This is a genomic window from Gardnerella sp. KA00718, assembly GCF_049244285.1.
Taxonomy (GTDB): Bacteria; Actinomycetota; Actinomycetes; order Actinomycetales; family Bifidobacteriaceae; genus Bifidobacterium; species Bifidobacterium vaginale.
The window spans coordinates 1,540,701-1,566,809 of the sequence record NZ_CP058370.1 but is presented as its reverse complement, the minus strand read 5'-3'; the positions used below and the strand labels follow the sequence as shown (position 1 = coordinate 1,566,809).

Genomic DNA, 26,109 nt, shown 5'->3' with positions numbered 1-26,109 from the left:
CTCAAGTGCTCTCGCCGCGCTTTTTATGGTCTTTTGCGCTGTAAACCAAGGAACAGAGAGTTTATGGAAAAGTTCTTCCATCTCAAAGAAAACGGCACGAATGTATCAACGGAGATCACTGCAGGTCTCACTACATTCTTTGCAATGTCGTATATTATCGTCGTAAACCCAATGATTTTAAGCCAAACTGGCATGCCTAAGGGTGGCGTTTTCCTCGCTACAATCATCGCAGCAATTATTGGCACGCTTGTTATGGGCTTGTTTGCTAACGTGCCTTACGCTCAAGCTGCTGGCATGGGTCTTAACGCATTCTTCACATACACAGTTTGCTTTGGCTTGCATTTTACGTGGCAAGAAGCCATGTGCATGGTGTTCTTGTGCGGTTTAATTAACATTATTATTACCGTTACCAAGATTCGTAAGATGATTATTCGTGCCATCCCAACTTCGTTGCAACACGCGATTGGTGGTGGCATTGGTTTATTCGTTGCATACGTTGGCATTATGAGCGTTGGCTTAATCACCTTTACTTCCAAGGATCCTGCTGCCGCTGCTAAGAGTAAGCCAACCGCTGCTATTCCAGGTCTTGCAGTTATTAACAATCCTGTTTTGTGGCTATTCCTTATTGGACTTGTTTTGGCTATTGTTCTTACTGTTCTTAAGGTTCGCGCAAGCTTGCTTATTACGATTATTGCAACCTCTTTGATTGGTATTCCGCTTAGCTTGACTTCGTTAAATAACGCTGTTTCTGTTACAGATGCTTTTGCTCAGCTTCCAACCACCTTTGGTGCTATTTTTGGTCCGCAAGGTTTCCCTGCTCTCTTCTCTAATCCAGCACGTATTCCGCTTGTTTTGGTAACTATTTTCGCCTTCTCTATGTCGGATACTTTCGACACTCTTGGCACGTTTATTGGTACTGGCCGCAGAACTGGCATTTTCTCTGAGGCAGATGAGAAGGCTTTGGAAAACGGATCTGGCTTTAGCTCCAAGATGGATCGTGCGCTGTTTGCTGATTCGATTGCAACTTCGGTTGGCGCAATTTGCGGTACTTCTAACACCACTACTTACGTTGAGTCTGCTGCTGGTATTGGTGCTGGTGGCCGCACTGGTTTGACTTCTGTAGTTGTTTCTGTGTGCTTTGCACTTTCGATTGTGCTTGCGCCTTTGGCTAGCGCTGTTCCTGCTGCTGCTACGGCTGGCGTGCTTGTAGTTGTAGGTTGCATGATGGCAAGCTCGTTGAAGGAGATTGCTTGGGATGATATTTCTGAAGCTATTCCTGCGTTCTTCGCCGCTGTGTTTATGGCGTTCTCTTACTCGATTTCTTACGGCATTGCCGCTGGATTTATCATGTATTGCTTAGTTATGACTTGCAAGAAGCGTGCTAAAGACGTTCATCCAATGCTTTGGATTGTTTCGCTTTTGTTCATTCTTGATTTTGTTGCTAACGCAGTTTTGTAAATCTGTTAGTTTGTATTAGTTAAGTTAGATATTAGTTAGATATTAGTTAGATATTAATTTAATTAATTATTTTAAGAGCGTATTTGGTGCGTACGGTTGCTTTCGACTTTTCCGCGTTAGTTTGGGATAAGTCGCCAGCAACCGCGCGTGTTGAGTACGCTCTTAAATAATCTTAAATAAAAATAAATTATAAAGTTTGCGAAAAATATTGACATTGTCGCGTGTGGGTATTAAACTTGCCCAACGTAAACCACAGACCGTTGGTGGAGTCGTAAGATTCCTGAAAATGATGTGTCATGCCAGCACAGGTTGAGCAGTGATTGTTGCAATTTATTTGCGATTTTTCACAAACTTTTTAACACTATGTGTTTTTTGGATGCTCTGCCGTGCGCAGGGCTTTTTTGATATGTTATTTCCATTCCGACGGCCAATTTAGGAAGGAACGCCATGAAGAGGCCCGAAAAGGAAGCGGTAGTTGCAGAGCTTACGGATTTGTTCCGTAACGCCGACGCTGTCTACCTTACCGAGTACCGCGGGCTTACAGTTCCGCAGATTTCTTCTCTGCGCGAAAAGCTAGGCCGCGATACTTCCTACTCTGTGGCTAAGAATACGCTTGCTCGCATTGCCGCTAAGGAAGCGGGCATTGAAGGTCTTGATGAGCTTCTTGCTGGTCCAACTGCAATCACCTTTGTAAAGGGCGATTTCATTGAGGCTGCTAAGACCTTGCGTGATTTTGCCAAAGAGAATAAGACCCTCGTCATCAAGGGCGGTTTCGCAGATGGAACCGTTTACGATGCCGAAGGCGCCAAGCAGCTGGCAGACCTCAAGTCTCGCCCAGAATTGCTTTCCGAGATGGCTGGCGCGCTCAAGGGCACCATGTCCAAGGCCGCCTACCTGTTCAACGCTTTGCCAACCAAGGCAGTGCGTACTATCGACGCTTTGCGCGAGAAGCAGGAAAAGGCCGCTTGATTCCCTTGCAGCTTGCTGCATGAGACCAAAAATAATAAAAATGTTATGGCTCTAAGGCACAAGGTGTGTCTGGCCAAGTAAGAAAGGAAGCCATTATGGCTAAGCTCACTAGCGAAGAGCTTCTTGAAGCTTTCGGTGAAATGACCCTCGTCGAGCTTTCTGAGTTCGTCAAGGCCTTTGAAGAGAAGTTCGATGTTGAGGCTGCTGCTCCTGTAGCTGCTGTTGCTGCTGCTCCAGCCGCTGCCGCTGGCGCTGCTGAGGAAGAGAAGGACGAGTTTGACGTTGTCCTCGCTTCTGCAGGTGCTCAGAAGGTTGCCGTCATCAAGGCTGTTAAGGCTTTGACTGGCCTCGGCTTGAAGGAAGCTAAGGACATTGTTGACAATGCTCCAAAGCCAGTCCTCGAGAAGGCTAAGAAGGAAGATGCCGACAAGGCTAAGGCTGCTCTCGAAGAAGCCGGCGCAACTGTTGAACTTAAGTAGTTCTAGGCTCTTTTGTTAACGCATTCGGCTGGTTGCTAGTGCATTAGTCGCGGATGCGTTTTGAATGCGGCAAGGTTTTCGTGGTTTTACGGATTCCTTGCCGTTTTTGCTTTTGTTTCCAAAATCGTCGCGGCAAAGTGGCATAATAGGAAAGCTTGTGACTGGAGGAGTAATCCGCTAGCACAGCACAGCAATATAAGTTGCGGGAGGATCCTTAAAACGGCTTAATATCAACGTTTTAGGGCGCCGAATGAACCGCTTCAAAAGAAAGAAGAACCATACTATGGCTCCAAAAAAGAAAGTCTCTGCGCTTATTAAGCTCGAGATTCAGGCTGGTAAAGCAAATCCAGCCCCACCACTGGGTCCTGCTTTAGGCTCCCACGGCGTAAACATCATGGACTTCTGCAAGGCCTATAACGACCAGACGAAGGACAAGATGGGTCAGATCGTCCCAGTAGAGATTACTGTTTACGAAGATCGTTCCTTTACATTTATTCTTAAGACTCCACCAGCTGCTGCTTTGTTGCTTAAGGCTGCTGGCATTCCTAAGGGCACCGAGAACCCATTGACCCACAAGGTTGGCTCTGTGACTAAGGCTCAGGTGCGCGAAATCGCCGAAATCAAGATGCCAGATCTTTCTGCACGAGATGTTGAAGCTGGTATGAAGATTATCGCGGGCACTGCTCGCTCGATGGGTATTACCGTTACCGACTGAAAGTGAGTGGAAAAAATGGTGAAGCGTTCTAAGAAGTATCGTGAAGCGGCTGAGAAGATTGACCGCAACAACCTTTACACCCCAGCTGAGGCTATTGCTTTGCTTAAGAGCATGCCAAAGCACGCTTTCGACGAGTCTGCTGAGGCTGTTATGCGCCTTAATGTGGATCCTCGCAAGGCGGATCAGTTGGTTCGTGGCGTTGTGAACTTGCCTAATGGCACTGGTAAAACCGCTAAGGTTTTGGTGTTTGCTCGTGGTCCAAAGGCTACTGAGGCTCAAGAAGCTGGCGCAGACATCGTTGGTGATGACGAGCTTATCGAGAAGGTTGCCGGTGGCTTCCTTGACTTCGATGCCGTTGTTGCAACCCCAGACATGATGGGCAAGGTTGGTCGCCTTGGTCGTGTGCTTGGTCCTCGTAGCTTGATGCCAAATCCTAAGACTGGCACCGTTACAATGGATGTTGCAAAGGCTGTTGCCGATATTAAGGGTGGTAAGATTGAGTTCCGCGTTGATCGTCAGGGCAATCTTTCCTTCCTCTTTGGCAAGCTTTCCTTCGACGAGAAGGCTCTTGAAGAGAACTTCAAGGCTGTTGCCGATGAGATTCGCCGCTTGAAGCCTACTACCATCAAGGGTCGTTACATTACTAAGGTAACGATTACCTCTACGATGGCTCCTGGTGTTCCAGTGGATATTGCAAGCATTGCTGCGTGATTTTAGCCAAGCATAGCTGAGTAATTTTATTAGCGCTGAAAATAGTGTGTTCTTTTATAGAATGCGTTGTTTTCGGCGCTTTTTGCTTTAGCGCGCAGAATCGCGGATGCGCCCAATCGTAATAGCAGTTTGTAAAACGTATGCTTCTCTAGGGTCGGTGGCGTCCCAGCCTGTTGTTTGTGCAACTTTGCGCAGTCGATATCGTATTGTGTTTGGGTGCACATTAAGGTTGTGTGAAGTTTGGTCTAGTGCGCCGCCAAATCGCAAGAAAGCATCTACAGTTTGCAAAGTCGGGTCGTCTGGGTTGTATGGTGCCAAGCTCTGATACACCTTAGTATATAAGGTTTCTACGGCGGTTTCGTCGCCTATAAGCGCGCGCTCTGGCAGCACGTCGTCGCAGCGTATTATTTGTGGCAAATGTGTTACAGACGGTGCAACAGCAAGCGCTGCTAGAGTTGCTGTGATTTCTTCGCATATTTCTTGTGCGCCGACTGCAATTTCGCTTATGCAAATTGGCTTACCTGATTTTGTAAATACTTCGCAAAGTTTGTTTAGCGCGTCTTGGCTTGGGTTTTCTTTTAAAGCTAGGATGATTATGTGTGACGGGGCGGGAAATTCATCGTTTTCTTTTGCTTGAGGTTTTGCGGCTATTTTCCATGTTTTTGTTCTAGATGTAATTGCGTCTTTTTGAACGCGGTCTACTATCGCATCGTATGCTCCACATGCGCCAAGTTGCGTCCATATGGTTCGTCGTAAAGTGTCTGTGTTGTTTTGCGGCGCGTGAGTTGTTGTTTTTCGTGTTGGACTGTCTTCGTTTATGTCGAGTGTTTCGTATGTACCAGCTATTGCTAGGAGTCGCGTATTTTCTTGCCATTGTAAGAGGTGCATTAGTGCGCTTACGCGGTTGTCTGCAATGCCGTTCATCAGGCACGCTCCAATTATTGTTTGTAGTCGCAGGCGTGTTGCTGAGTCGAAGATTTTTCCGTCTCGATTGTCAAATATTCCACTTGTGTCTTCGTTTTTTGGCGCGCATGGCAGTGGCGTAAATTGTGGTGTTGTGCTAGTAGCTTTTTCTGTAGTTTCGTTTGATTGTTTTCTGCGCCATAAAAGATGATGTTTTTTATGTGTTTCTGTTTGGTTTTGGTCTTGAGTTTCTTCGGCTTTTTCATCGCTGGTTGCTTGCGATTTTTCCTTAGCTTCGTTTGAGTTCCTATTATAAATATTGTTTCCGTTTGGCAATATTCCTGTAAGAATTGTTAGAAAATCAACATCTTCTGTGATGTTGCTAGTAGTACTATAGTCTACGTCATAAAGCTTGCTGGTTGTGTCAGCAGTAGAGTCGCCAGCAACCGCGCTATCGTAAAGTTCGTTGTTCATTTGTCACCTCCAATCGTTTCTATATTTAATTTTGGCAATTTTGGCAACTGTGAAGTATTTTCTATTTTTGTATTTGACGTTATATCTATAATATTATCTCTGCCAAGCAATTTAGACTCTCTTAAAAATGTTAGAGCCGTAAAGAAGAATACGAACGTAATAGGGAGCATATGTCGTTCAAAATTGTTTGCAGGAGCCAGCACCATTACTCCCATTAACAGCGCAAGAGGAATATGCAAAACGAGTGTTTTCCAACGTTTAAGAACGATTTCTGCAACTCCGATAAGCAGTGTGCCAACAACATACAGGTTTCCGTGAATCAGCCAACCTAAAATCGGCGTATTACTCCACGATTCAACAGTATTTGAAACACCTGCACGCCATTCTGGTAGCCAGTAGCGTATCCACTCTGAGTTTTTTATGTTGTCAGTATTTATGTAGTATTCTGGTCCGACATAAGGGATGTCTAGAATGTCAAAATAACCGTAGGATTTGGCTAAGAATGCGTCCGTTGCAACAATTGGACTGTGTTTAACCATAAGCCACCATGCGTGGTTAAACTTTTTCATGTCGTCTTTTGTAATGTAACGCCAACGGTAGCTCACTTTTTTAGACTGTAAGCCAGAAGATTTTACAGGATCTGCGTCTTGAGGTGTGTATGCTTCAGCGGTTTGGTTGAGATTAAAAATTGGCGCAATTTCTCGTGCTGCTTTATGAGGTATGCTTTTTGGATCTAGTTTTGCGATTCTGGCTATTTGCTGAAGTTGTACTCCGCGGCTTTCAATAGGATCTCCATTTATTATGGCTCCGCTAGATATGGCTATTATTATGGCTCCGTGTATAAGAATTGTTGGGAGCAGAATGCATAAAACCCATATTTTCCAACGTTTTATGCTGTAAAACATTAGAAGTACAAATTGAATTACAAGAATATACCACGCATATTTTGCTGCGATTAGCATAATGCATACGCTTATTATCAGTTCAAGAATCGTATGTTTGCGTGAAATTTTTGTGTTTTGTATTGTGCAGTGTAGTTCGTAAGATATTCCAAACCACCATACGAATGCAAATGCGAATAATGGTGATTTTGTTAGTGCGATTGTTGAAAAAACTACAAGTGGACTGAATAAAAATATGATTATTACGGCTGCGCGGAAGAAGATTGGTGTTGGCAAAGCAGCTTGCGTTCCGCTTGTTTTAGATTTAGCCCACGGTGTGTTTAAGAATCGGTTCGCTGTGGCGGCACAACACCATGCTGCAAGAATGAATTGCATAATTGCAAGTAGTATGATTCCAGCATCGTTTGATTCGGTAAAATACCGCGATACTGCTGCTACGGCACCGTAAATTAATGTTAAAACAATGTTGTGTTGGTCGCTTAAATACGTAGGTTTTGCCGGCCAAAGATAGTGTGCTGTTGGGTAGATGTCTGCTGGAACAAAGCTAAAGAATCCAATGTATGGTTGTTTTATGCCAGTTATTTGGTTCCATGTCCAGCTGTATTCTCGGATTTGTGAGCAAATATCGGCTCCATAAGCTGCTAGAAGTGTTATTGGTGCCCACAGCCAGCCGATAATCAGTGTTAGGAAAATGTTTCGTTTTCTACAAGTTGAATGGTAAAAACACCATTTTAGAGTACGTTTTATTGAAAAAATTATCTTAGGCTTTTTAGCGGCGATGCTTCTAAATGGGTGAAAAAGTGGTTTTGTGATTTTATAAGTTGTGATTTTTAGTATTTTTAGTATTTTGTCGTTTTTGTTATTTTTCCCAAAATGAATGATGAATCTTAAAATAGCGTAATAAACGCAGAATACTGCTGCAAAAATAAGTGCGTTAACCCAATTAAAATCGGTTAAAGATCCCTGATTGCGGTAAATCACGCCTAAGCTTGTGCAAAGAGCGAGCCAGATGCAAGTAAATAGTATTAGTGCTTGAGTCGCAAGCTGACTTACGAGATTAAATATTGATGTTTTTGTCAAGCTTGTTTTTGATGTGCTTGTTTTTGGATCGATTTTCATTTCAGATTTCGTATCTGGTTTTATATCGTTTTTAGTATCTGGTTTTGCATTGCAAGTATCAGTAGGTTCTGCGACTGTTTTTGCGCTCGCATAGTCATTTTTAATGAATTTCATAGTGACCTACTGATTTTTAATCCTAATAAGTAATTTGTGTAAAGTACTTGTGTAAATTATACCTGTTGCACAATCTTTTTAAATTATATTAAAATTTCTATAATTTCTGTATGAGTAATTTTTTTGAACGCACTAAAAATGTTGCAGACGGTTTTGTTTATTTTGAAGTTATTGATTCAACACAGAATTATGCGCGCAAAATTCTCACTGATGGGTGCGTTGATGGGTGCGCTGATGATTGCAGCAATATCTGTTTTGTAAAAAGACAAGAGGAAATGCCTGCGATTTATGTTGTTGCTGCTTGCCATCAGACAGCTGGCAAAGGAAGATTGTGTAGAAAATGGGTTAGTAAGCCATTTGAAAGTTTACTAGCTTCTTTTGCCACGATTTTGCCAAGTAGCATTGTTAAGAATCCAAGTTACAATGGCTGGCTGCCTATAATTGCTGGTCTTGCTGCGCGAGATTCGATTATTGGCGCGCTAAAAGAGTTTTGCGTTACGCAGATTGAAAATGGGGAATTGCCAGATTATAGCGAGATCAGTCTTAAATGGCCTAATGATATTTTTATTGGTGACTGTAAAGAAGGTGGAGTTTTAACGGAGATTGTTTTGACTCCAAAAACGGTTGCTGGCGATATTGCCGATTCTAATATTGGAGTTATTTTCGGGATTGGTTTAAATCTTTTTATGGATAAGCAGTCACTTCCAATCGAGGAAGCAACTTCGCTTAAAATGCATTACGATAATCTGCCAGATTTTGCTGAGCTTGGGGATAATATAGCCGCGCGATTGGTGGAAAATCTTAGGATTAGGTTGGGGAAGTTTGTAAAGAATGCGAATGAATACTCTTTGGATTTGCTTAAAGAGGCGAGCGAAGCGTGTTGGACGTTGGGGCGCAAGGTGATTGTTCGCGCGCCGAATGATGACGGTTTGGGGATTGATGCTGGAGTTGACGATTCTAATCACGCTGATGCTTATGATGTTGGTGCAAAAAGTTTTACTAGTGTAGAAGGAGTTGCTCAAAATCTTATGCGTGATGCTTCTATTCAAGTGCGTAAGGATTCTGGGCAGATAATAACTGTTCGCACTGGCGATGTTTGTGCTGTGCGAATCTAGGTGTATTCGCGCGCTACGCTTTGAGCGCGAAGTCGTAGATTCGCCTGTTTTTGTTTATTTTGTCCGCGTTTGTTTCCAAAATCGCCAAATACGTAAACAATCTCGGGAAAATCGCTCGCGCGTTACAGCGCGCTCACGCCTTCGCCGCACGTAAAGTCCACTGGACTTTACGTTTGAGCGGCTCAGCGCTCCGAATTGCCTTCGCGCGCTACGCTTTGAGCGTGAAGGCAGGTCGTCGCGCCCGTGTTTGTTTCTATATTTGCTAAAAAGGGGAACAAATGCGGGAGAAGAGATTGCAGAGTGAAGAGTGGTGGGGTGTCGGCGTGTTGCGCGTGTGGGTTGTATGGAATGTTGATTTTTCAATGGTTTTATAGTGTTAATGTTCTTGCTTGAGAAGTTTCCTGAGAAAAGTCTGGGAAAATTCTTTAAAAACCTTGAAATAATGTGTTTTTACGGTTTTATTAGTGTTAATCCGCAAATATTATGGTGAAAATAGTTTTTATTGTGGATTAGTTTGTGTGTAACATTATTTTTTTCTGTTTGTTTTGTGTGGTTGCCTCTTGACTTTTTTAAACGGGGGGGGGGTATGTTAATAACAGCTGCTAGCTAGGTGCTCTGGTTGGTGGTTATCCGCAATGTTTTGAATGTTGTTGGATGTTTAAGATTTTTCTTCGTGTACCTGCACGGAGGAGAAGAAGAAAGGAAATTAAAATGATGAATAAGAAGGCTATCGCCGCTTTCGCTGCTGGCGCTACTTTGCTTGCCGGCTTCGCAATGGCAACCCCAGCATTCGCTGCTGATGGCGGTGCAAATACTCAGTCTCAGGAAGTTAAGAAGTCTAAGGCTGATTTGAAGAAAGAATTAGATACCGCTCGTACTGCATATGAGGCTGCTGTTGCAGCTGAGAAGGCTGCTGATGAAGCTGCCACTAAGACTGCTGAGGCTTTGAAGGCTGTTGGTGCTCAGCCAGCTGATACTGATAAAGTCAAGATTAAGGATGACACTAAGGTTCAGGGTCATAAAGTTGTTGAGGCTGCTGCTGATGCTCCAAAAGATGCCAATGATAAAGCTGAAAAGTATGTAAATGCTTTCAACGCTAATGCTGATGCTCAGGCTGCTAAGACTGCTGCTGAGCAGGATAAGAATGTTAAGGCTACTGCTTATCTTGCTGCCGAGCAGGCTTATGCTAAGGCTCCAGAACCAAAGGCTGCTCCATCTGATGATCAGAAGAAGGCTGAGGCTGTTGAGGCTGTTAAGACTGCTAAGTTGCATCTTGATGATGCTTTTGCTGCTTATACTAAGGATTATGCTGAGTATGAGAAGGCTAAGGCTACTTTGGCTGGTAAGGTAGCTGCTCAGGAAGCTGCTCAGAAGGCTTTGAAGGCTGCTCAGGATGCTTTGGAAGCTTACAAGGTTTCTGCTAAGAATGATTCTGCTTTGGCTCAGCGTCTTACTGATGCTGTAGCTCGTGCTCAGGCTAAGGTTGATTTTGCTGTTGCTGAGACTGCTAAGGCTACTAAGGATTATGATGAGGCTAAGGTTAAGGCTGTTGCTTCTACTGCTAAGTATAATGCTGCTTTGACTAAGTACAAGGCTGCTTATAATGATGCAGTTCGTTTGGGAGTGAACCCTGCTGTTCTTCCTGCTGTTGTGACTTCTGATCCTTTGGCTCCTAATTTTGAGGATGTTCCAGGTGCTGCTAAGGCTATGAATGATGCTGCTAGTGGCAAGCTTGGTAAGGCTGCTCAGCAGGAGGCTGGTAAGGCTGCTGCTGGTAAGGCTGCTGCTAAGGGTGAGCTTGCTGCTAAGGGTGGTCATGGTAAGTCTGGCGAGAAGCTTGGTAATGCTGGTGTTGGTGTTGCTTTGACTGCTTTGGCTGCTTCTATGCTTGCTGGTATGGGTGCTGCTGTTCGCAAGATGCGTCACTAAGCATTATTTACCACCTTATTTAGGGTTTGCGCTCAACGACTAGTGTGGTGTTTTGTAGGGAAGCATCACACTGGTTTATTCCCGATTCTCTTTGGTTTTATTGTTTTAACATTGGTTTGCTATTGTTTTTCTTTTCTTCCCAGTGTTGATTCGTTTAGCTTGTTGGGTTTTGGGTGTTGAGTGTTGTTGCTTTCGGTTTTGTTTGCTACTAGGGGCTTTCAAAACCGGAAGCATTTTTTTGTTTTTGTTTATTCTCGCTCGTGTTTGTGCGTGTTTTGTAGTCAGATTTGGTGTTTTGGTAAACAAACGCGGGAATAGGCTCTTATGTTTTGACCTTGATAGCTTATTTTGCACTTCTACTAATAAGCGCATTTCTTTTATGACTTAGTTTCTGATTCTCATTTATGTTGTCTATTATTGATGAAGATATTGTATCGTCTTCCTCATCCTCTATTCCAGTCATTTCTCTGATTATTTGGACATAATTTGTTTCACTAACATCATGATTTCCAACGATTTTTCCTTGTCTTAGTACAACTATCCTAGTTGCAACTGCAAATACGTCTGGAAGATTATGGCATACCAATATAATTGTGCGACCCTGTGATCGTAGGCGTTTCATATAAGATAAGGTTTCAGCTGTTTGTGTTAAAGATAATGAAGCTGTAGGTTCGTCTAATAGTATGAGTTTTGGATCCGATAGTAGCATTCGTGCCAATGCGACAGTTTGACGTTGTCCACTTGATAGTAATCGTATTGGAGTATGTATTCTTATGGCACATGTTAGTTCTTGTAATGCCTTTCGGGCTTCACACGCCATTGCATCTTTATTGAGTGTATGACATGATTTATTTCGCATCTCTTTGCCTAAGAATAGATTTGATGTAACGTCCAAATTATCGCAAAATTCTTGTCCTTGAAAAACTGTTGCTATTCCAAGATCATTTGCTTCTCGTATGGAGTGCAAATTCACTTCTTTATCTTCAAAGATCATTCTTCCTTTTGTTGGTTGGATCAAACCAGATATTGTTTTAATAAGAGTGGATTTTCCGACGCCATTGTCTCCAACAATTGCCACTATTTCTTTGCTATAAATATCGAGTGTTATTGATTTAAGCGCTTCGGTAAAGCCAAAGTTTACGCTAATATCTTTTAGCTGTAGGAGTGGATTTTGTCCGTACATTACGTCTCCTTGTTGATATTGCTAATCATATTGCAATCGATATTACAACCTATTTCTATAGGTGTTGAGATGTTTTGTGATGTATTTTTTCTGCAGCATCAATTCCTTCTAGTGCTGCTCCTAGTGCAGAACAATTAGTAAGATTTGATGCAACCACAACTTGTATAGGAGTTAAAACATCAGGGAATAGTAAGCGGTGCAATGACTCTCTAAAAGCATCGACGAAAACTGATCCACTTTGCACTAGGAGTCCTCCTATAACTACAATTTCAGGGTCTACTGATGTGCATAGTTCTGCTGCTACTGTTCCTATTCGTATTGCAGTATCAGCTATGATACGTCTGCATCCTGGGTCTCCTTCATTTGCTAAACGTACAAGATCTTCTACAGTTAGATCTCCATGGGTAACTCTTAATAACGATGTGATTCGTTCTTCATTTATAAAAGTATTAAGGCATCCACGGTTTCCGCATGCGCAAATGCTTCCGAGTGGATCAACTTGAATATGCCCTATTTCGCCTGCCATTCCAGTTACGCCGCGCCATATTTTCCCATCTGCCATTATGGAGGCACCAGCTCCGTCATCGGTATTTATGTATATGAAATCTGTGGTTTTTGTAACAGATCCTGCTCTTGATTCCCATACTGCGCAACAGTTTGCATCGTTATCTAAAGTAACTGGAATATTAAAAATTGATTGTAAATACGAAATAATGTCGAAATTGTTCCAATGTGGCATAATGCCAGGTATTGCTATTGTTTTTGTACGTTTATCTATTGGTGCTGTTATAGATACGCCTATTGCTATTAGTTCTTTTGCAGATGCGTTTATGTTGGATAAAGTTTCATTTATGAGTAATGTTGCTCGCTCGAGAGTTACATCTGGAATATGTTGTTTTGGTAATAGTAATGTTCGTTCCGCGATTATGTTAAGTTCGTAGTCAATAAAAATTAGATCTAGAGAGTGTCTACTAATTTTTAGTCCTGCGCTTATTCCTTTTCTACGAGCTAAAGCTACGAGTGTTGCTCTTCTTCCGTTATGTATTGTGTTTTCTGTGTACAACCGCCCTTCTTTTACAAGTTGTCTTACAAGAGTTGATACGGTTGCAGTTGATAATCCTGTCGCTTCAGCAAGCTCTATTTGCGTAATTGCACCAAATCTGCGTATGTAAGAAAGTAATGCAGATCGATTAGCTTCTCGCAATGAAGTTTGGGATCCGAATAAATGCGACATAATATAAGCATATCTGTATTTTAAAGAATTGTCATTCGTTGATTTGATACTTTTGTTCTTTATTGGTTAAATTAACTGAATTTATATTAAATAATTGGTACAAGTAGTTGATTCATGTACGTTAAGAATTGTGTTAAATTATATATTAAACAAAAAAATAGAAAAATTTGATTTATGTGTTTGACAACTTAACACAATAGTTTATAATAAAAAACTAGATAGCGTTGTAGCTGTCTATATCAAATAACCTTTTGATGCAAAGGAGCGTCGATGAACATAGGTAAAAAAGCAATCGCTTTATTTGTAGGTATTGCTGTAGTTGCTGGTTTATCAGCCTGTTCAGGTTCAAGAGGTGGTGCATCCAAAAACGTAAGTCAAGGAATTGAAAAAGGTGCCACCATCGGTGTCTCTATGCCAACAAAGTCAGAGGAACGTTGGAATAAAGACGGTAATAACCTAAAGAAGAAGCTAGAAGATGCTGGATATAAAGTTATATTGAACTTTGCAGACGATAAACCAGCTCAGCAAAATGCAGATATTGAAAATATGATTAACAACGGCGCTAAGGTTGTTGTTGTTGCTGCAAAGGATGGTAGTGCTGTAGGACCTGCAGTAGAGAAGGCTCATGATGCTGGAGCTAAAGTAATTGCCTACGATAGATTGATTATGAATACAAAGGCTGTTGACTATTATGCAACATTCCAGCTTGAGCAGACTGGTATTCTTGAAGCAAATTATATTATTGATAAGTTGGGTCTTAAGAATGGTGCAAAGGGACCATTCAATATTGAGCTTTTCACTGGTTCTCCAGATGATAACAATGCTAAGTACTTCTTTAAGGGTGCATGGGATTTGCTGCAACCATACTTTAAATCTGGTGCCTTAGTTTCCCCATCTAATCATGGTGGTGGCGTGAATAAAGACTTTAAGGTTCAAGATTGGCAGAAGATTTCTGTTCAAGGGTGGAAAGCTGAACAGGCTCAAAAGGATATGGAATCAATTATTGATTCTGCATATGCTAAAGGTCAGCCACTACATGCAATATTAAGCCCTTATGATGGTATTTCGACTGGTGTTATTAACGCAATTGAATCTAAGCGTCCAGATTTAAAGCCAGGTACAGATAATTGGCCAATTATAACTGGACAGGATGCTATGGAGTCAGCTGTATCTTCAATTGCACGTGGAAAGCAGAGTCAGACAGTATTTAAGAATGTCAATAAGCTTGCTGAAGCCGTTTATCAGATGGTATTGGAAATTGCTAAAGGCAAGAAGGTGTCTGGTATTAACGGAAAGTTCAATAACAACAAGATAGACGTTCCTTCTAAATTGCTAAATCCACAAAATATTACTAAGGATAATCTTACTGACTTAGTGAAAGATGGTTATATAACACAAGAACGCTTTGATAAGTTAGTACATTAAAAATTAACTATCAATTTGAACTAATATGGGGGCACGATTAGTGCCATAGTTGTGCCTCCATTAGTTGAAACTGTGCGTTGTAATGATTGGAAGTAGATGATGTCGCATAAAGACACGATATTGAGTATGCAGCACATCACAAAAACGTTTGGTTCACTAAAAGCTCTTACTGATGTTAATCTTTCGGTTGATCGCGGTGAAATTCATGCAATTTGCGGCGAAAATGGTGCTGGTAAATCTACGTTAATGAATGTGCTATCAGGTGTTTATCCTTACGGATCTTACACGGGAAAGATTATATTTAACGGAAAAGAGTGTAAATATAGTAATATTAAAAATTCAGAACGTGATGGAATTGTTATTATTCATCAGGAGCTGACTTTAAATCCATTTCTTTCAATTTCTGAAAATATTTTCATGGGAAATGAATGCTCCAAAAATGGAGTAATTGATTGGAGTGAAACTCGCGCTAAAGCTGCAGAACTTCTTGAACGTGTTGGTTTGCCAGAAGATCCAGATACAAAGATTATGGATATTGGTGTTGGTAAACAGCAGCTTGTAGAGATTGCTAAGGCTTTGTCTAAAAATGTAAAGTTGCTGATTCTTGATGAACCAACTGCAGCATTAAATGATGAGGACTCTGCGCATTTACTACAGCTTGTTCGTCAATTAAGAGATGAACATGGCGTTACAAGCATTATAATTACGCACAAGCTTAATGAAGTTGCTGTAATAGCAGATAACGTTACTATCATTCGTGACGGATCGACAGTTGGTGAAATGTATATTACACCAGAAACGCCATTAGATTACGATGAATTAATTCGTAAAATGGTAGGTAGAGAATTAACCAATCTGTATCCTAAGCACGAAACAAATCAATCTGGTGAAGAATATCTTCGTATAACCAATTGGACAGTTCATCATCCAATGGATAATAGCCGAATAATAGTCGATAATGCTAATTTGTATGTTCGTTCTGGCGAAATTATTGGATTGGCTGGATTGATGGGTGCTGGAAGAACCGAATTGGCCATGAGTGTTTTTGGACGCTCATATGGCTCCAATATAACTGGTGATCTTTATATTAAAGGTAAAAAAGTCGAATTGCGCAATGTGCAAGAAGCAATTAATGCTGGTTTGGCTTATGCTACAGAAGATCGTAAAGGTTATGGTTTAAATCTTTTGCAGAATATTCGCGAAAATTCATCTATTGCTTCATTGTCAAAAATGAGCAAATTAGGTGTTGTTGATGGAAACATTGAGCGAAAAGAAGTTGATGCATATCGAGAGAACTTTAATATAAAATGTCAAAACATTGATGTGCAAGTTTCTACGCTTTCTGGCGGAAATCAGCAAAAGGTTGTATTGGCAAAATGGGTTCTTTCTGATCCAGACATACTCATTCTCGATGAGCCAACTCGTGGTATAGATGTTGGTGCAAAGTATGAAATTTATGAAATCATCGATAAGCTTGCCGATCAAGGTAAAGCTGTTGTAGTTATTTCTTCTGAACTACCAGAATTAATTGGTATATGCGATCGTATTTATACCGTAAGTCAAGGCATTATTACTGATGATGTTAATAAGAATGGGTTTACCCAAGAATATCTGATGAAATGCATGACTAAGGAAAGGAATTAGCGTTATCATGAGCAAAAACAGATTAGCCCAAGATACGAAGGGTGAACAAAAATCAAGTATTCTTTCGACAATTACCGATAATGCAAGACAATATGGAATCGTTGGAGCTTTAATCGTTATTGTCGTTGTGTTTCAAATACTTACAAAAGGTGTTCTTTTAACTCCTAACAGTTTTGTTTCTTTAATTCAGCAGAATGCATATGTGATTATTTTGGCAATAGGCATGGTGATGGTGATTATTGCTACACACATTGATCTTTCTGTAGGATCTTTAGTTGCATTTATTGGTGGTGTTTGTGCACTGTTGATGGAACGTTATGGTGTTAATTGGGTATTAGCGATTGCTATATCAATTGTTGTTGGTTTACTTATTGGTTGCTGGCACGGTTTCTGGGTGGCTCGAATGGAGATTCCTGGATTCATCACCACTCTTGCAGGTATGCTGATCTTCCGCGGTTTATCTACGGTTATAGTTGGCGAATCTGTGCCTATCACTTCAGACGCGTTCCGTGGAATTGCTCGTAACTATCTTCCTAATATTCTCGGTTGGTGGGGTCCGTTTGATGGTCTTACGATTGTTCTTGGTCTTATGTGCATCGCTTTGTTTGCTTGGAGCCAAATTAATAAGCGTAAGCATGTAGAAAAAGTTGGATTAGTCCCAGAACCACTATCGATTACTGTATGCAAGATCGTATTTGCTGCTCTTGCAATCATATTTGTAACATATTTGTTAGCATCCTCTGGCAATTCCGAGATGGGTGGAACTCCAATTATGTTGGTGATTGTTGCGATTTTGGTAGTTGCATACAACTTTATTCTTACAAAGACAGTTTTTGGACGTCACATATATGCTGTTGGAGGTAACCGTAAAGCTGCAATACTTTCTGGTATTGATGTTAAGCGTGTAGATTTCTGCTTGTTTGTTCATATGGGATTCTTGTCTGCTATTGCTGCTGTGGCTATGCTTTCTCGTCTGGCATCTGCTACTGCACAAGCTGGTATGGAATTTGAAATGGATGCAATTGCATCCTGCTTCATCGGTGGCACTGCTGTAACTGGTGGTGTTGGAACTATACCTGGAGCCGTTGTTGGTGCTTTTGTTATGGGAGTAATCAATCAAGGCTTGTCTATCATGGGCGTTGACACTGCAATTGTGAAGACAATTAAGGGTCTTGTGTTACTCGCTGCAGTGGCTGTTGACATAATGAGCAAGCGTCGTAAGCGCTAAAAATGCCGTATATATTGGGCGTGCGCTTCAGATATTACACAAGCGTTGTGAATGAAAAAGTGTACGCCCAATTTTGTTCAGTCATTGTCAGTTATTAACAGGTGTTAATCAATATAAAAGAACAATAAGGAGGAATATATGCCAAAAAAATATATTCAAAAGACTAGAATGTACGCTCTAACTACCTTTTTTATGTCGATTTGGTTATTCCAGTCTTTATATGGTTCTTATAAATCTGGTGATTTATTCGCTTGGTACACTCTTATTTTTTCATTGTGCTTATTAATTGTAATCGGCTATTGCGGTTACAACGCTTTTAAAGGATTCAGTCAAGAGCGTAAAGATAAGAGCGAGGATTCTAAAAAGTAATAAATGATTGGGTATTCAAGATTTTCTACATATTTGAATAAATGAATCTTATAAAAGCATGCAAAGGAGCATCATGTGTGATATTTCGAGCGTATCATCTAATAAAAAAGATATTATTAATGCAAACACATATCTTGGTATTGAGTTGGGTTCAACTAGAATTAAAGGTGCTTTAATTAATGGACAATATCAAGTTATTGCAGAAGGATCTTATAAGTGGGAAAACAAACTAGAAAATGGTTTGTGGACCTATGATCTATCTGATGCTTGGCATGGAATACAATCTGTTTTTTCTCAGATAAGTAATCAAATTAATAAAGATTACCAATTGCGTTTAAATAATATTGGCGGCATTGGTATTTCAGCAATGATGCATGGTTATTTAGCCTTTGATAATAGAAATAAGTTGCTTGTGCCATTTAGGACTTGGAGAAATACCAATACGCATGATGCTCACAGAATTCTTTCTAACGAATTAAGTCTTAATATACCAGAACGCTGGTCGATAGCTCACTTGTATCAATGTGCGCTTGACAAAGAAGAGCACGTACATAATGTAGCATTCTTTACTACGCTATCTGGCTATATTCATTGGAAGCTTACTGGCAAAAAAGTATTAGGATTGTCGGATGCTTCTGGAATGTTTCCTATGGATTCAAACATTTTAAGCTGGGATGAGAATGCGCTAAATAAAATTGAGAATCTTCCTGAAATATCTAATCAGCCTTGGAATTTGAAGGATATTTTACCTACACCTCTTTCCGCTGGAGAATTTGCTGGTCGATTGACAGTTGATGGTGCTTCTCTTCTTGACCCTAGTGGCATTTTGAATCCAGGAATACCATTTGTTCCTCCTGAAGGAGATGCGGCAACCGGTATGGTTGCAACCAATACATTAAAGCCTGGTACTGGTAATGTTTCGGCTGGTACATCTATTTTTGCAACTGTTGTTTTAAAGCGCCCTTTGTCAAAAGCTCATAAAGAGTTAGATATAGTTATGACTCCAGATGGTCATTTATCTGCAATGAGTCATGCTAATAATTTCACTACAGATTTAAATGCTTGGGTTAATTTATTTGCTCAATTTGCAGATGCAATAAGAAAACCAATATCAATGGATTTGTTATATACAAGCCTGTTTAATTCTGCTGTTGATAGTGGAACTGAATTTGATGCTGGAGGAAATATTAACTACTGTTTTTCTTCTGGAGAGTTTCAAGCAGGTTTGGAAGAAGGGCGATTTGTATTTGCTCGCGGTCCGCAAGCAAAACTTTCACTCGGAAACTTTATGCGTGCTCAGCTATATGGAGCATTTTGTCCAGTGACTATTGGAATGAATGTTTTAACAAAAGAAGAGCATGTTGAAATTGATTCTTTGCTTGGTCATGGTGGTATTTTTGCCACTCCTGAAGTTTCTCAGCGTATTGCTTCGGCGGCGTTTGGTGTTCCAGTAACCACTATGCCTACGGCTTCTGAAGGCGGATCGTGGGGAATGGCGATTTTAGCATCATATATTAGGCGAAAAAATATAACATTAATAGACTTTTTGCAAAATGAAGTATTTGCCCATGTGAATTCAGTTACCGTTTTCCCTCGTAAGGATGACGTGGAAGGATTCCAGAGATATTTTGAGCAATTTATGAGGTCATTGCCAATAGAACATGCAGCAATAACTACGATGCCGTAAAAATATTGTGCAAAAGATTGCTTAAGCAAGACTAAAAATAGTGTTTTCTCATCATATTTTTAAAAAATTTATTAGAAAGAAATAGTAATTATGAAAACTTTAAAAGATTATTCACAAGAAACTCAATCTGAGGTAAAACAGGTACGCGAATTAGTATCCAATTTGCATGATCAACTTATTAAATGGAATTTAGTTGTGTGGACTGCGGGAAATGTTTCTCAACGTTTGCATACTGCTGATTTAATGGTTATTAAGCCTTCTGGAGTACGATACGAAAGACTAACTCCTGAATCAATGATTGTTTGTGATCTAGATGGGAATGTTGTTGATGGATCCTATTCTCCAAGTTCTGACACAGCTTCGCATGCTTATATTTATAGAAATATGCCTGAAGTATTTGGAGTAGTACACACTCATTCGACTTATGCTACTGCTTGGGCTGCTATTGGAGAAAATATACCGTGTGGATTAACAATGATGGGAGATGAGTTTGGCGGTCCTGTTCCAGTTGGACCATTCAGGTTGATTGGCAGTGAGGCAATTGGGCAAGGCGTTGTTGAAACATTACGCAAATATCCTAAGTCGCCAGCGGTTTTGATGCAAAATCACGGTCCTTTCGTAATTGGAAAAGATGCAGAAAGTGCTGTGAAAGCTGCTTCTATGACAGAAGAAGTAGCCAAAACAATGTGGGCCGCTAGGCAAATAGGGAAAATAATCGATATAAAGCAAGAAGATATCAATTCTCTTAATAAACGATATCAAAATGTTTATGGACAAAACTAATAAAAAATAATCTAAAAACAATTACATATATAAGTCTTATAGGAGTAAATAATGGCTATGGAAAATCCTTTTGAGAACAAAGAAGTGTGGTTTGCTGTAGGTTCGCAAGAACTATATGGTCCAGAAACACTAGAACAAGTGGCAAAACAAGCTGGCGAAATCGTAGATTATTTAAATAATCAACATTCGATACCTGTGAAAATTGTTTTGAAACCAACCTTAAAATCATCTGACGCTGTGCGTAATTTTATGGTTGATGCGTCTTCAAAAGAATCTTGTATAGGCGTGATCGCTTGGATGCACACGTTCTCGCCAGCAAAAATGTGGATTCGCGGATTAGAACTGTTGCGTAAACCTTTGCTTCAGTTGAATACCCAGTATCATCGTGAAATACCTTGGGAAAGTATTGATATGGATTTTATGAATTTAAATCAAGCTGCTCATGGAGATAGAGAATTCGGTTATATTGTTTCTAGACTTGGTATTAGAAGAAAAATAGTTGTTGGTCATTATACGAATCCAGAAGTTTCGGATCGCATAAATACTTGGGTTCGTGCGTGTTTAGGTTGGTGGGCGTCTAACAATATGAACGTTATGCGTTGGGGAGACAATATGCGTAACGTTGCTGTTACTGAAGGAGATAAAACTGAAGCTGAGAAAATCTTTGGTGCATCTATTAATACTTGGTCTGTAAACGAATTAAATTCATATGTTAATCGTGCTACAGATAAGCAAGCTAAAGATTTGATAGAAGATTATAAAAATAAATACAATATTGATCCAGAATTATTAAATCAAAAATATGATTCTCTGTTAATTGCAGCTAAGCAGGAAGTTGGAATGGTATCCATGATGCGTGATTATGATGCTACTGCTGCAGTAGATAATTTTGAAGATCTTGGTGGTCTTTCCCAACTTCCAGGAGTTGCTGCTCAACGTTTTCCTTCCGAATATGGATGGGGTTTCTCGGCAGAAGGGGATTGGAAAACCGCAATATTGGTTCGTTTGGGATTAGTTATGGGGTATGGTCTTGAAGGTGGAGCTTCTCTTATGGAAGATTACTCGTATCATTTTGAGCCAGATAACGAAATGATATTAGGATCACATATGTTAGAAGTTTCGCCTTCTATTGGAAGTATTCAAAAACCTCGTCTTGCTATATATCCATTGGGTATTGGAGGAAAATCAGATCCTGTTAGACTCGTGTTTACTGCTGCTCCTAAAAAGGATGCTGTTGTGGTTTCTCTTGCGGATATGTGCAGTAGATTTAGACTTTTAATGAATATTGTCGATGTTGTAGAGCCGTCTGGAAGCCTAAAGAATTTGCCTTGCGCTCGCGCCATGTGGAAACCGCAGCCAAGTCTATCTTTGTCTGCGCAATGCTGGTTATTAGCTGGTGGATCCCATCATACTTGTATGACAACGTCAATTGGTAGAGAAGTTTGGGAAGATTTTGCGCGTATCTCTGGTGTTGAACTAGCTGTGATTGATAAAAACACTAATACCCAAGATTTTGAGCGCAATCTACAGATTTCTCAAATGTATTACAAGCTTAATGTTAAGTAATATTGGCATTATTACGTCTCTAGTGATGAGTGTTTGTTGTGTTATTATTTCCTTTGAAAATAATGGTCAATTTTATAGCGAAGGGGTGCTTTAATGAATGAAAATATGCACATTGTGCCTAACATTTTATTATCGGATGGCAATTCTATACCACAAGTTGGTTTAGGTGTACTTCGAGTTGATAAAGTAAGTATGCATGATGTTGTAGAAAGCGCTCTTTCGTTAGGATACAGACATATTGATGCTGCAGCTGGATATAACAATGAGAATGAGCTAGGTGAAGTATTGCGCGAAACTGGTTTTAATACTGGCGAATTGCGAGAAAACCTATGGGTGACTACAAAAGTTAGAGATTCACAGCAGGGGTATGACAGTACTTTGAAGGCTTTTGATTCTCAACTTGCGGATCTTTGCTTGAACTATGTGGATATGTATATGATTCATTGGCCTACACCATTTAATTGGCGTTCTACAGAAACATGGAAAGCATTTGTTAAGTTGAAAGAGGAAGGTAGGGTACGTTCGCTTGGTGTGTGTAACTTTATGCCTTCTGATTTGCAGCGTTTATATGATGAAGTTGGTCAGTGGCCTCAAGTGAATCAGATTGAATTGCATCCGAGCTGGCAGCAGTCTAATGTAGTTGATTTTTGCAAGAAGCATAATATTGCTATTGAAGCGTATTCTCCATTGGCGCGCGGACGTGATTTGAATATCGGCGATGGTGTTTTGGAAACTATTGCTAAGAATCATGATGTTACTTGTGCGCAGGTGATTTTGCGCTGGCATATTGAGCATGGATACATTATCATACCTAAATCTGTTTCAGAAAATAGGCAACGTGAAAATATTAATGTTTTTGGATTTAGTCTTAAGGATGATGAAATACGTGCAATAGATGATTTGAACACTAATGAGCGAATGGGGCATGACCCTGCAACGTTTAGTTATGCATAATTGTGTGGCGTTTGTTTTATTTGTATTTGTGAAGGGGTTATATATGTGACTTATTGATTCCTTGTCATCGAGGCTACGAGTGATTAATGGTGGACAGTATAAGTGAACAAAAAATTTTCGTAGCTTTCTCCTATAGAGCGGCATGAAGTTTGTGTTTTACATGAGCTTCATGCCGCTTTGCCCGTGTTTGTTTATTTTTGCCAGTGTTTGTAGTCAGATTTGCCCAAAAAGGGAACAAACGCGGGAATGGGGTTACGCTTATGTGAGCGCAATTACTGCGTAGTTCACAAAAAATCAATGTCGGAAAGACTTAAAGAAGTTTTGCGTTTCTGGGTCGCTGCAAGCGTCCATAACTTCGTATGGTGTGCCATTTTCTGCAACAACGCCGTTTCGTAGCAAAACCACTCTGTCGGCAGCTTTGTGAGCAAAATGCATCTCGTGAGTGGCCATTAAAATTGTGGTTCCTTGCTCTTTTAGTTCCGCAACCATGTCTAGAACTTCACCAACAAGCATTGGGTCTAGCGCGGAAGTAATCTCGTCTAAAAGCAAAAGTTGTGGGCTTGTCATAAGCGCGCGTGCAATAGCCACTCGTTGCTGCTGTCCGCCCGAAAGCTGATCCGGATAAGACTTTGCTTTATTTTCTAGCTTAATCCTAGATAGAAGCTCCATTGCGCGGCTTTCTGCACGGTCTTTGCTCCAATGATGAACTTTTCGCGCAGCAAGAGTCACATTATCTAAAACGCTCATATGCGTAAAAAGATTGAATTGCTGGAACACAACTCCGATTTGAGATCTAATTTGATCCTGATTTATACGAGGATCTGTAATATCTGTGTTTCCAAGCCAAACTTGACCGTCGTCTACTCGCTCAAGCAGATTAATGCACTTCATAAGAGTGGATTTTCCGCTTCCAGAAGGTCCTAAAAGAGCCACCACTTCGTGAGGTGCAATATCAAAAGAAATGCCTTTAAGAACAGGTGTTGAGTTATACGATTTTCGAATATTGCTTAAGCGCAAAACTGGGGTTGAATCCGTGTAATCACTTGCATTTGTTTGATTGTTTGCGTTTATTTGCTCGCTCATTTGCTGACTTACCTTCTGGTTTGTTAAGTTATTCATCACACGGTTCCTCCGTTTAGCTCGCGTTTGCGCAGTCTTGCCGTATACCAATCGTTTAGAACAATAAACGGAATGCTCAGCGCTATAAATACAACGCTTGCTACAACGTATGGAGTGAAGTTATAAGAAGTTGCAACAGATATTTGCGCGGCTCGAACAGCGTCTACAGCGCCCAAAACCGATATGAGTCCTGCATCTTTTTGCATTGATATAAAGTCGTTCATTAAGGCAGGAGCCACTTTTCTTAAGCCAAGAGGAATTACCACTAATCGCACAGTTTGACCAGATGTTAAGCCAAGTGATCTTGCGGACGCTCGCATAGACGGATGCACGTCTTCAAATCCTGCGCGCAATACCTCTCCAACGTATGCGGAGTAGCTCATAACAATGGCAATTGTACCGAGTATTGCTGGTGGGATTCGCCCAAAAAGCTGTAATCCTGGTATGCCAAAGCCGATTAAGTAAAGCACAACAAGCATTGGTATGCCGCGCATAATAGTTGTGTAGAATTGCGCTATAGCTCGCAAAGGGAAAAGCATTGGGCTTACGCTTGTACGAATAACTGCGATTAAAGTTCCAAGTATTGCTACTCCAATAACAGCGAAAACAAGCACCTGCAGATTAAGCATTAAGCCTTGCAAAACGGATGGCAAAGATAACATAAAGTACTTGCCAGAAAAGAACGTTTCGCGCACTCTTGGCCAACCAGGGCTCATTGCAAGTGCCGCAACGCACACGCCAAGTAATACTAAAGTGCTTATTATGCTTGTTAAAACTGATTTAAGATTTTGCTTTTTGCGGATTGACCTACGCTCAAGCTCGATATTGCTTAAAGCGTATTCTCCAGCGTTGTTTGATTCACTGTTTAATGCATTGCCGTTAAGTACTGTCATTGGCGGCACTCAAGCCTTTCGACATAATGAATGATACGCACTATTGTAAGCACTTTTATGTGACGATTGGGTTACAAGTTGCTTACAATAATGCGTATTGGTAATGACGTTAGTACGATTTTTATTTATTTTTATTTATTTTTGGTTTAGTTTTTACTTAAGAACTGGCAGATTAGTCGTGTACTCTGCAAGCCACTTTTCTTGGAGCTTCTTCAAAGTACCATCTTTTTCTAGCGCATTCACAGCCTTAGTGACGTCTGCAGTAAGCTTAGAGCCTTTTGGAAGTACCAATCCAGTTCCTTCCTTATCTTCCGATCCTGCAATCTGTCCAAGAACAACACCTTCTTTAACCTGCTTGCTGCGCACAATGTTTACGGAAGATGGAGTATCTATAACAAGTGCGTCAATCTGCTTAGAATCAAGAGCCTGAACCAAAGCGTCATTATCGTTAAAGGTTTGAATATCGCTCTTAATCTTGTCTTTAGCAAAGCTGTAGCTTGTTGTTCCAACCATTGCGCCAATTGTAGCGGTTTTAAGGTCTGCTAAGGTCTTTGCGTTAGCAAACTTGCTATCTTTTTTGACCACAACACCCTGAGTTGCGTTGTAGTAACTTGGCGAAAAGTCTACTGCCTTCTTGCGTTCCTCCGTAATAGAGAACTGCTGAAGGTTAAAATCAAAGTCTTTTGGTCCTGGGGTTACTGCGGAGTCGAAGGTTGTGCGAACCCACTTTACTTTGTCTTTATCGTATCCGAGTTTCTTTGCAACAGCGTATGCTACTGCAGATTCGTAGCCCTTGCCGTTTTCTGGCTTGTTATCGTACATCCAAGGTGTGTAAGTTGGCTGAGCTGTGCCGATTGTCAAAACGCCTGGAGTAATCGTCTTTTGGTTTGTATCTTGTGCGTTTTGGCTGCCGCATGCTGCTGTGCTAACCATTGCTGCCATTGCTAATGCTGCTGCTGCAATTTTTGCAGCAGCGATTGCTACGCGGTTGGTGTGCAAGTTGTTGTGTACGAAAATAGCCATTTTTTCTCCTTGTTTTTGCTAAAACCTTAAGATTTTTCGCTTATTCGTTTTTTAAGCGATTTAAGTAGGTTTTGCGGCCGTACATTTGATAGTTTATAAGACGATAGACGCAT

22 protein-coding genes are annotated in these 26,109 nt (G+C 40.7%); 15 read left to right on the top strand and 7 right to left on the bottom strand.

The window, feature by feature from the left end; all coding sequences use genetic code 11:
* The first annotated feature begins 63 nt into the window (after positions 1-63).
* The 5 genes from HXT55_RS06360 to rplA all read left to right on the top strand — a co-directional run bounded on the left by HXT55_RS06360 (position 64) and on the right by rplA (position 4,332).
* Positions 64-1,458, top strand: a complete 1,395-nt coding sequence (locus HXT55_RS06360) for an NCS2 family permease (protein ID WP_004118365.1) — start codon at positions 64-66, stop codon at positions 1,456-1,458.
* 447 nt (positions 1,459-1,905) lie between these two features.
* Entirely contained in the window at positions 1,906-2,427 is a 522-nt protein-coding gene (gene rplJ, locus HXT55_RS06355) for a 50S ribosomal protein L10 (protein WP_004112001.1), read from the top strand.
* A gap of 95 nt (positions 2,428-2,522) precedes the next feature.
* Positions 2,523-2,906 (top strand): 50S ribosomal protein L7/L12, encoded by a 384-nt coding sequence (gene rplL, locus HXT55_RS06350; protein ID WP_004112006.1) that lies wholly within the window; start codon positions 2,523-2,525, stop codon positions 2,904-2,906.
* Positions 2,907-3,189: 283 nt separating this feature from the next.
* On the top strand, positions 3,190-3,621 hold the full coding sequence (gene rplK, locus HXT55_RS06345; protein ID WP_004112010.1) for a 50S ribosomal protein L11: 432 nt from the start codon (positions 3,190-3,192) through the stop codon (positions 3,619-3,621).
* A 15-nt stretch (positions 3,622-3,636) separates the two neighbouring features.
* Entirely contained in the window at positions 3,637-4,332 is a 696-nt protein-coding gene (gene rplA / locus HXT55_RS06340) for a 50S ribosomal protein L1 (RefSeq protein WP_004112012.1), read from the top strand.
* Between the two features lie 87 nt (positions 4,333-4,419).
* Here the strand turns inward: rplA and HXT55_RS06335 are convergent, their stop codons facing one another.
* Together HXT55_RS06335 and HXT55_RS06330 are read right to left on the bottom strand one after the other, a co-directional pair.
* Positions 4,420-5,709, bottom strand: a complete 1,290-nt coding sequence (locus HXT55_RS06335; RefSeq protein WP_064623376.1) for a helix-turn-helix domain-containing protein — start codon at positions 5,707-5,709, stop codon at positions 4,420-4,422.
* Positions 5,706-7,844, bottom strand: a complete 2,139-nt coding sequence (locus HXT55_RS06330; RefSeq protein ID WP_064623378.1) for a DUF6020 family protein — start codon at positions 7,842-7,844, stop codon at positions 5,706-5,708. The genes HXT55_RS06335 and HXT55_RS06330 overlap by 4 nt, the downstream gene beginning before the upstream one ends.
* Positions 7,845-7,954: 110 nt before the next feature.
* Here HXT55_RS06330 and HXT55_RS06325 point away from each other — a divergent pair, with 110 nt between their 5' ends.
* Both HXT55_RS06325 and HXT55_RS06320 read left to right on the top strand, forming a co-directional pair.
* Entirely contained in the window at positions 7,955-8,959 is a 1,005-nt protein-coding gene (locus tag HXT55_RS06325) for a biotin--[acetyl-CoA-carboxylase] ligase (RefSeq protein ID WP_064623231.1), read from the top strand.
* Between the two features lie 711 nt (positions 8,960-9,670).
* Positions 9,671-10,888, top strand: coding sequence for a hypothetical protein (locus HXT55_RS06320; protein ID WP_101892066.1), 1,218 nt, complete (start codon positions 9,671-9,673; stop codon positions 10,886-10,888).
* A 343-nt stretch (positions 10,889-11,231) separates the two neighbouring features.
* On the opposite strand, the gene HXT55_RS06315 is transcribed toward HXT55_RS06320, so the two are convergent.
* Together HXT55_RS06315 and HXT55_RS06310 are read right to left on the bottom strand one after the other, a co-directional pair.
* Positions 11,232-12,071 (bottom strand): ATP-binding cassette domain-containing protein, encoded by an 840-nt coding sequence (locus HXT55_RS06315; RefSeq protein WP_004112032.1) that lies wholly within the window; start codon positions 12,069-12,071, stop codon positions 11,232-11,234.
* Between the two features lie 55 nt (positions 12,072-12,126).
* The gene (locus HXT55_RS06310; protein WP_004112034.1) at positions 12,127-13,305 is read right to left on the bottom strand and encodes an ROK family transcriptional regulator; all 1,179 of its coding nucleotides are present in this window, start codon (positions 13,303-13,305) and stop codon (positions 12,127-12,129) included.
* A gap of 270 nt (positions 13,306-13,575) precedes the next feature.
* On the opposite strand from HXT55_RS06310, the gene HXT55_RS06305 reads away from it, so the two are divergent.
* From HXT55_RS06305 to HXT55_RS06270, 8 genes are all read left to right on the top strand, one after another.
* Positions 13,576-14,730: a sugar-binding protein gene (locus tag HXT55_RS06305; protein WP_004115883.1), complete on the top strand. Its 1,155-nt coding sequence runs from the start codon at positions 13,576-13,578 to the stop codon at positions 14,728-14,730.
* Positions 14,731-14,829: 99 nt separating this feature from the next.
* A complete protein-coding gene (locus HXT55_RS06300) occupies positions 14,830-16,374 on the top strand; it encodes a sugar ABC transporter ATP-binding protein (RefSeq protein ID WP_004112038.1) in 1,545 nt (514 codons plus the stop codon).
* A gap of 7 nt (positions 16,375-16,381) precedes the next feature.
* Positions 16,382-17,602, top strand: a complete 1,221-nt coding sequence (mmsB, locus tag HXT55_RS06295) for a multiple monosaccharide ABC transporter permease (RefSeq protein ID WP_004112039.1) — start codon at positions 16,382-16,384, stop codon at positions 17,600-17,602.
* A gap of 138 nt (positions 17,603-17,740) precedes the next feature.
* Complete coding sequence (locus HXT55_RS06290; RefSeq protein ID WP_004115879.1) at positions 17,741-17,971, top strand: CDP-diacylglycerol--glycerol-3-phosphate 3-phosphatidyltransferase; 231 nt, start codon at positions 17,741-17,743, stop codon at positions 17,969-17,971.
* Positions 17,972-18,044: 73 nt separating this feature from the next.
* A complete protein-coding gene (locus HXT55_RS06285; RefSeq protein WP_180947405.1) occupies positions 18,045-19,658 on the top strand; it encodes a xylulokinase in 1,614 nt (537 codons plus the stop codon).
* A 90-nt stretch (positions 19,659-19,748) separates the two neighbouring features.
* A complete protein-coding gene (locus HXT55_RS06280; protein ID WP_004112045.1) occupies positions 19,749-20,441 on the top strand; it encodes an L-ribulose-5-phosphate 4-epimerase in 693 nt (230 codons plus the stop codon).
* A 51-nt stretch (positions 20,442-20,492) separates the two neighbouring features.
* Positions 20,493-22,007, top strand: a complete 1,515-nt coding sequence (gene araA, locus HXT55_RS06275; protein WP_101888595.1) for an L-arabinose isomerase — start codon at positions 20,493-20,495, stop codon at positions 22,005-22,007.
* Positions 22,008-22,100: 93 nt separating this feature from the next.
* The gene (locus tag HXT55_RS06270) at positions 22,101-22,961 is read left to right on the top strand and encodes an aldo/keto reductase (protein ID WP_004112049.1); all 861 of its coding nucleotides are present in this window, start codon (positions 22,101-22,103) and stop codon (positions 22,959-22,961) included.
* Positions 22,962-23,255: 294 nt separating this feature from the next.
* Here HXT55_RS06270 and HXT55_RS06265 read toward each other — a convergent pair whose 3' ends face one another.
* From HXT55_RS06265 to HXT55_RS06255, 3 genes are all read right to left on the bottom strand, one after another.
* Positions 23,256-24,080: an amino acid ABC transporter ATP-binding protein gene (locus HXT55_RS06265; protein WP_075038788.1), complete on the bottom strand. Its 825-nt coding sequence runs from the start codon at positions 24,078-24,080 to the stop codon at positions 23,256-23,258.
* Positions 24,080-24,973 (bottom strand): amino acid ABC transporter permease, encoded by an 894-nt coding sequence (locus tag HXT55_RS06260; protein WP_004112052.1) that lies wholly within the window; start codon positions 24,971-24,973, stop codon positions 24,080-24,082. Before HXT55_RS06260 ends, HXT55_RS06265 begins: the two co-directional genes overlap by 1 nt.
* A 153-nt stretch (positions 24,974-25,126) precedes the next feature.
* On the bottom strand, positions 25,127-25,996 hold the full coding sequence (locus HXT55_RS06255; RefSeq protein WP_004116998.1) for an ABC transporter substrate-binding protein: 870 nt from the start codon (positions 25,994-25,996) through the stop codon (positions 25,127-25,129).
* Positions 25,997-26,109: the final 113 nt, after the last annotated feature.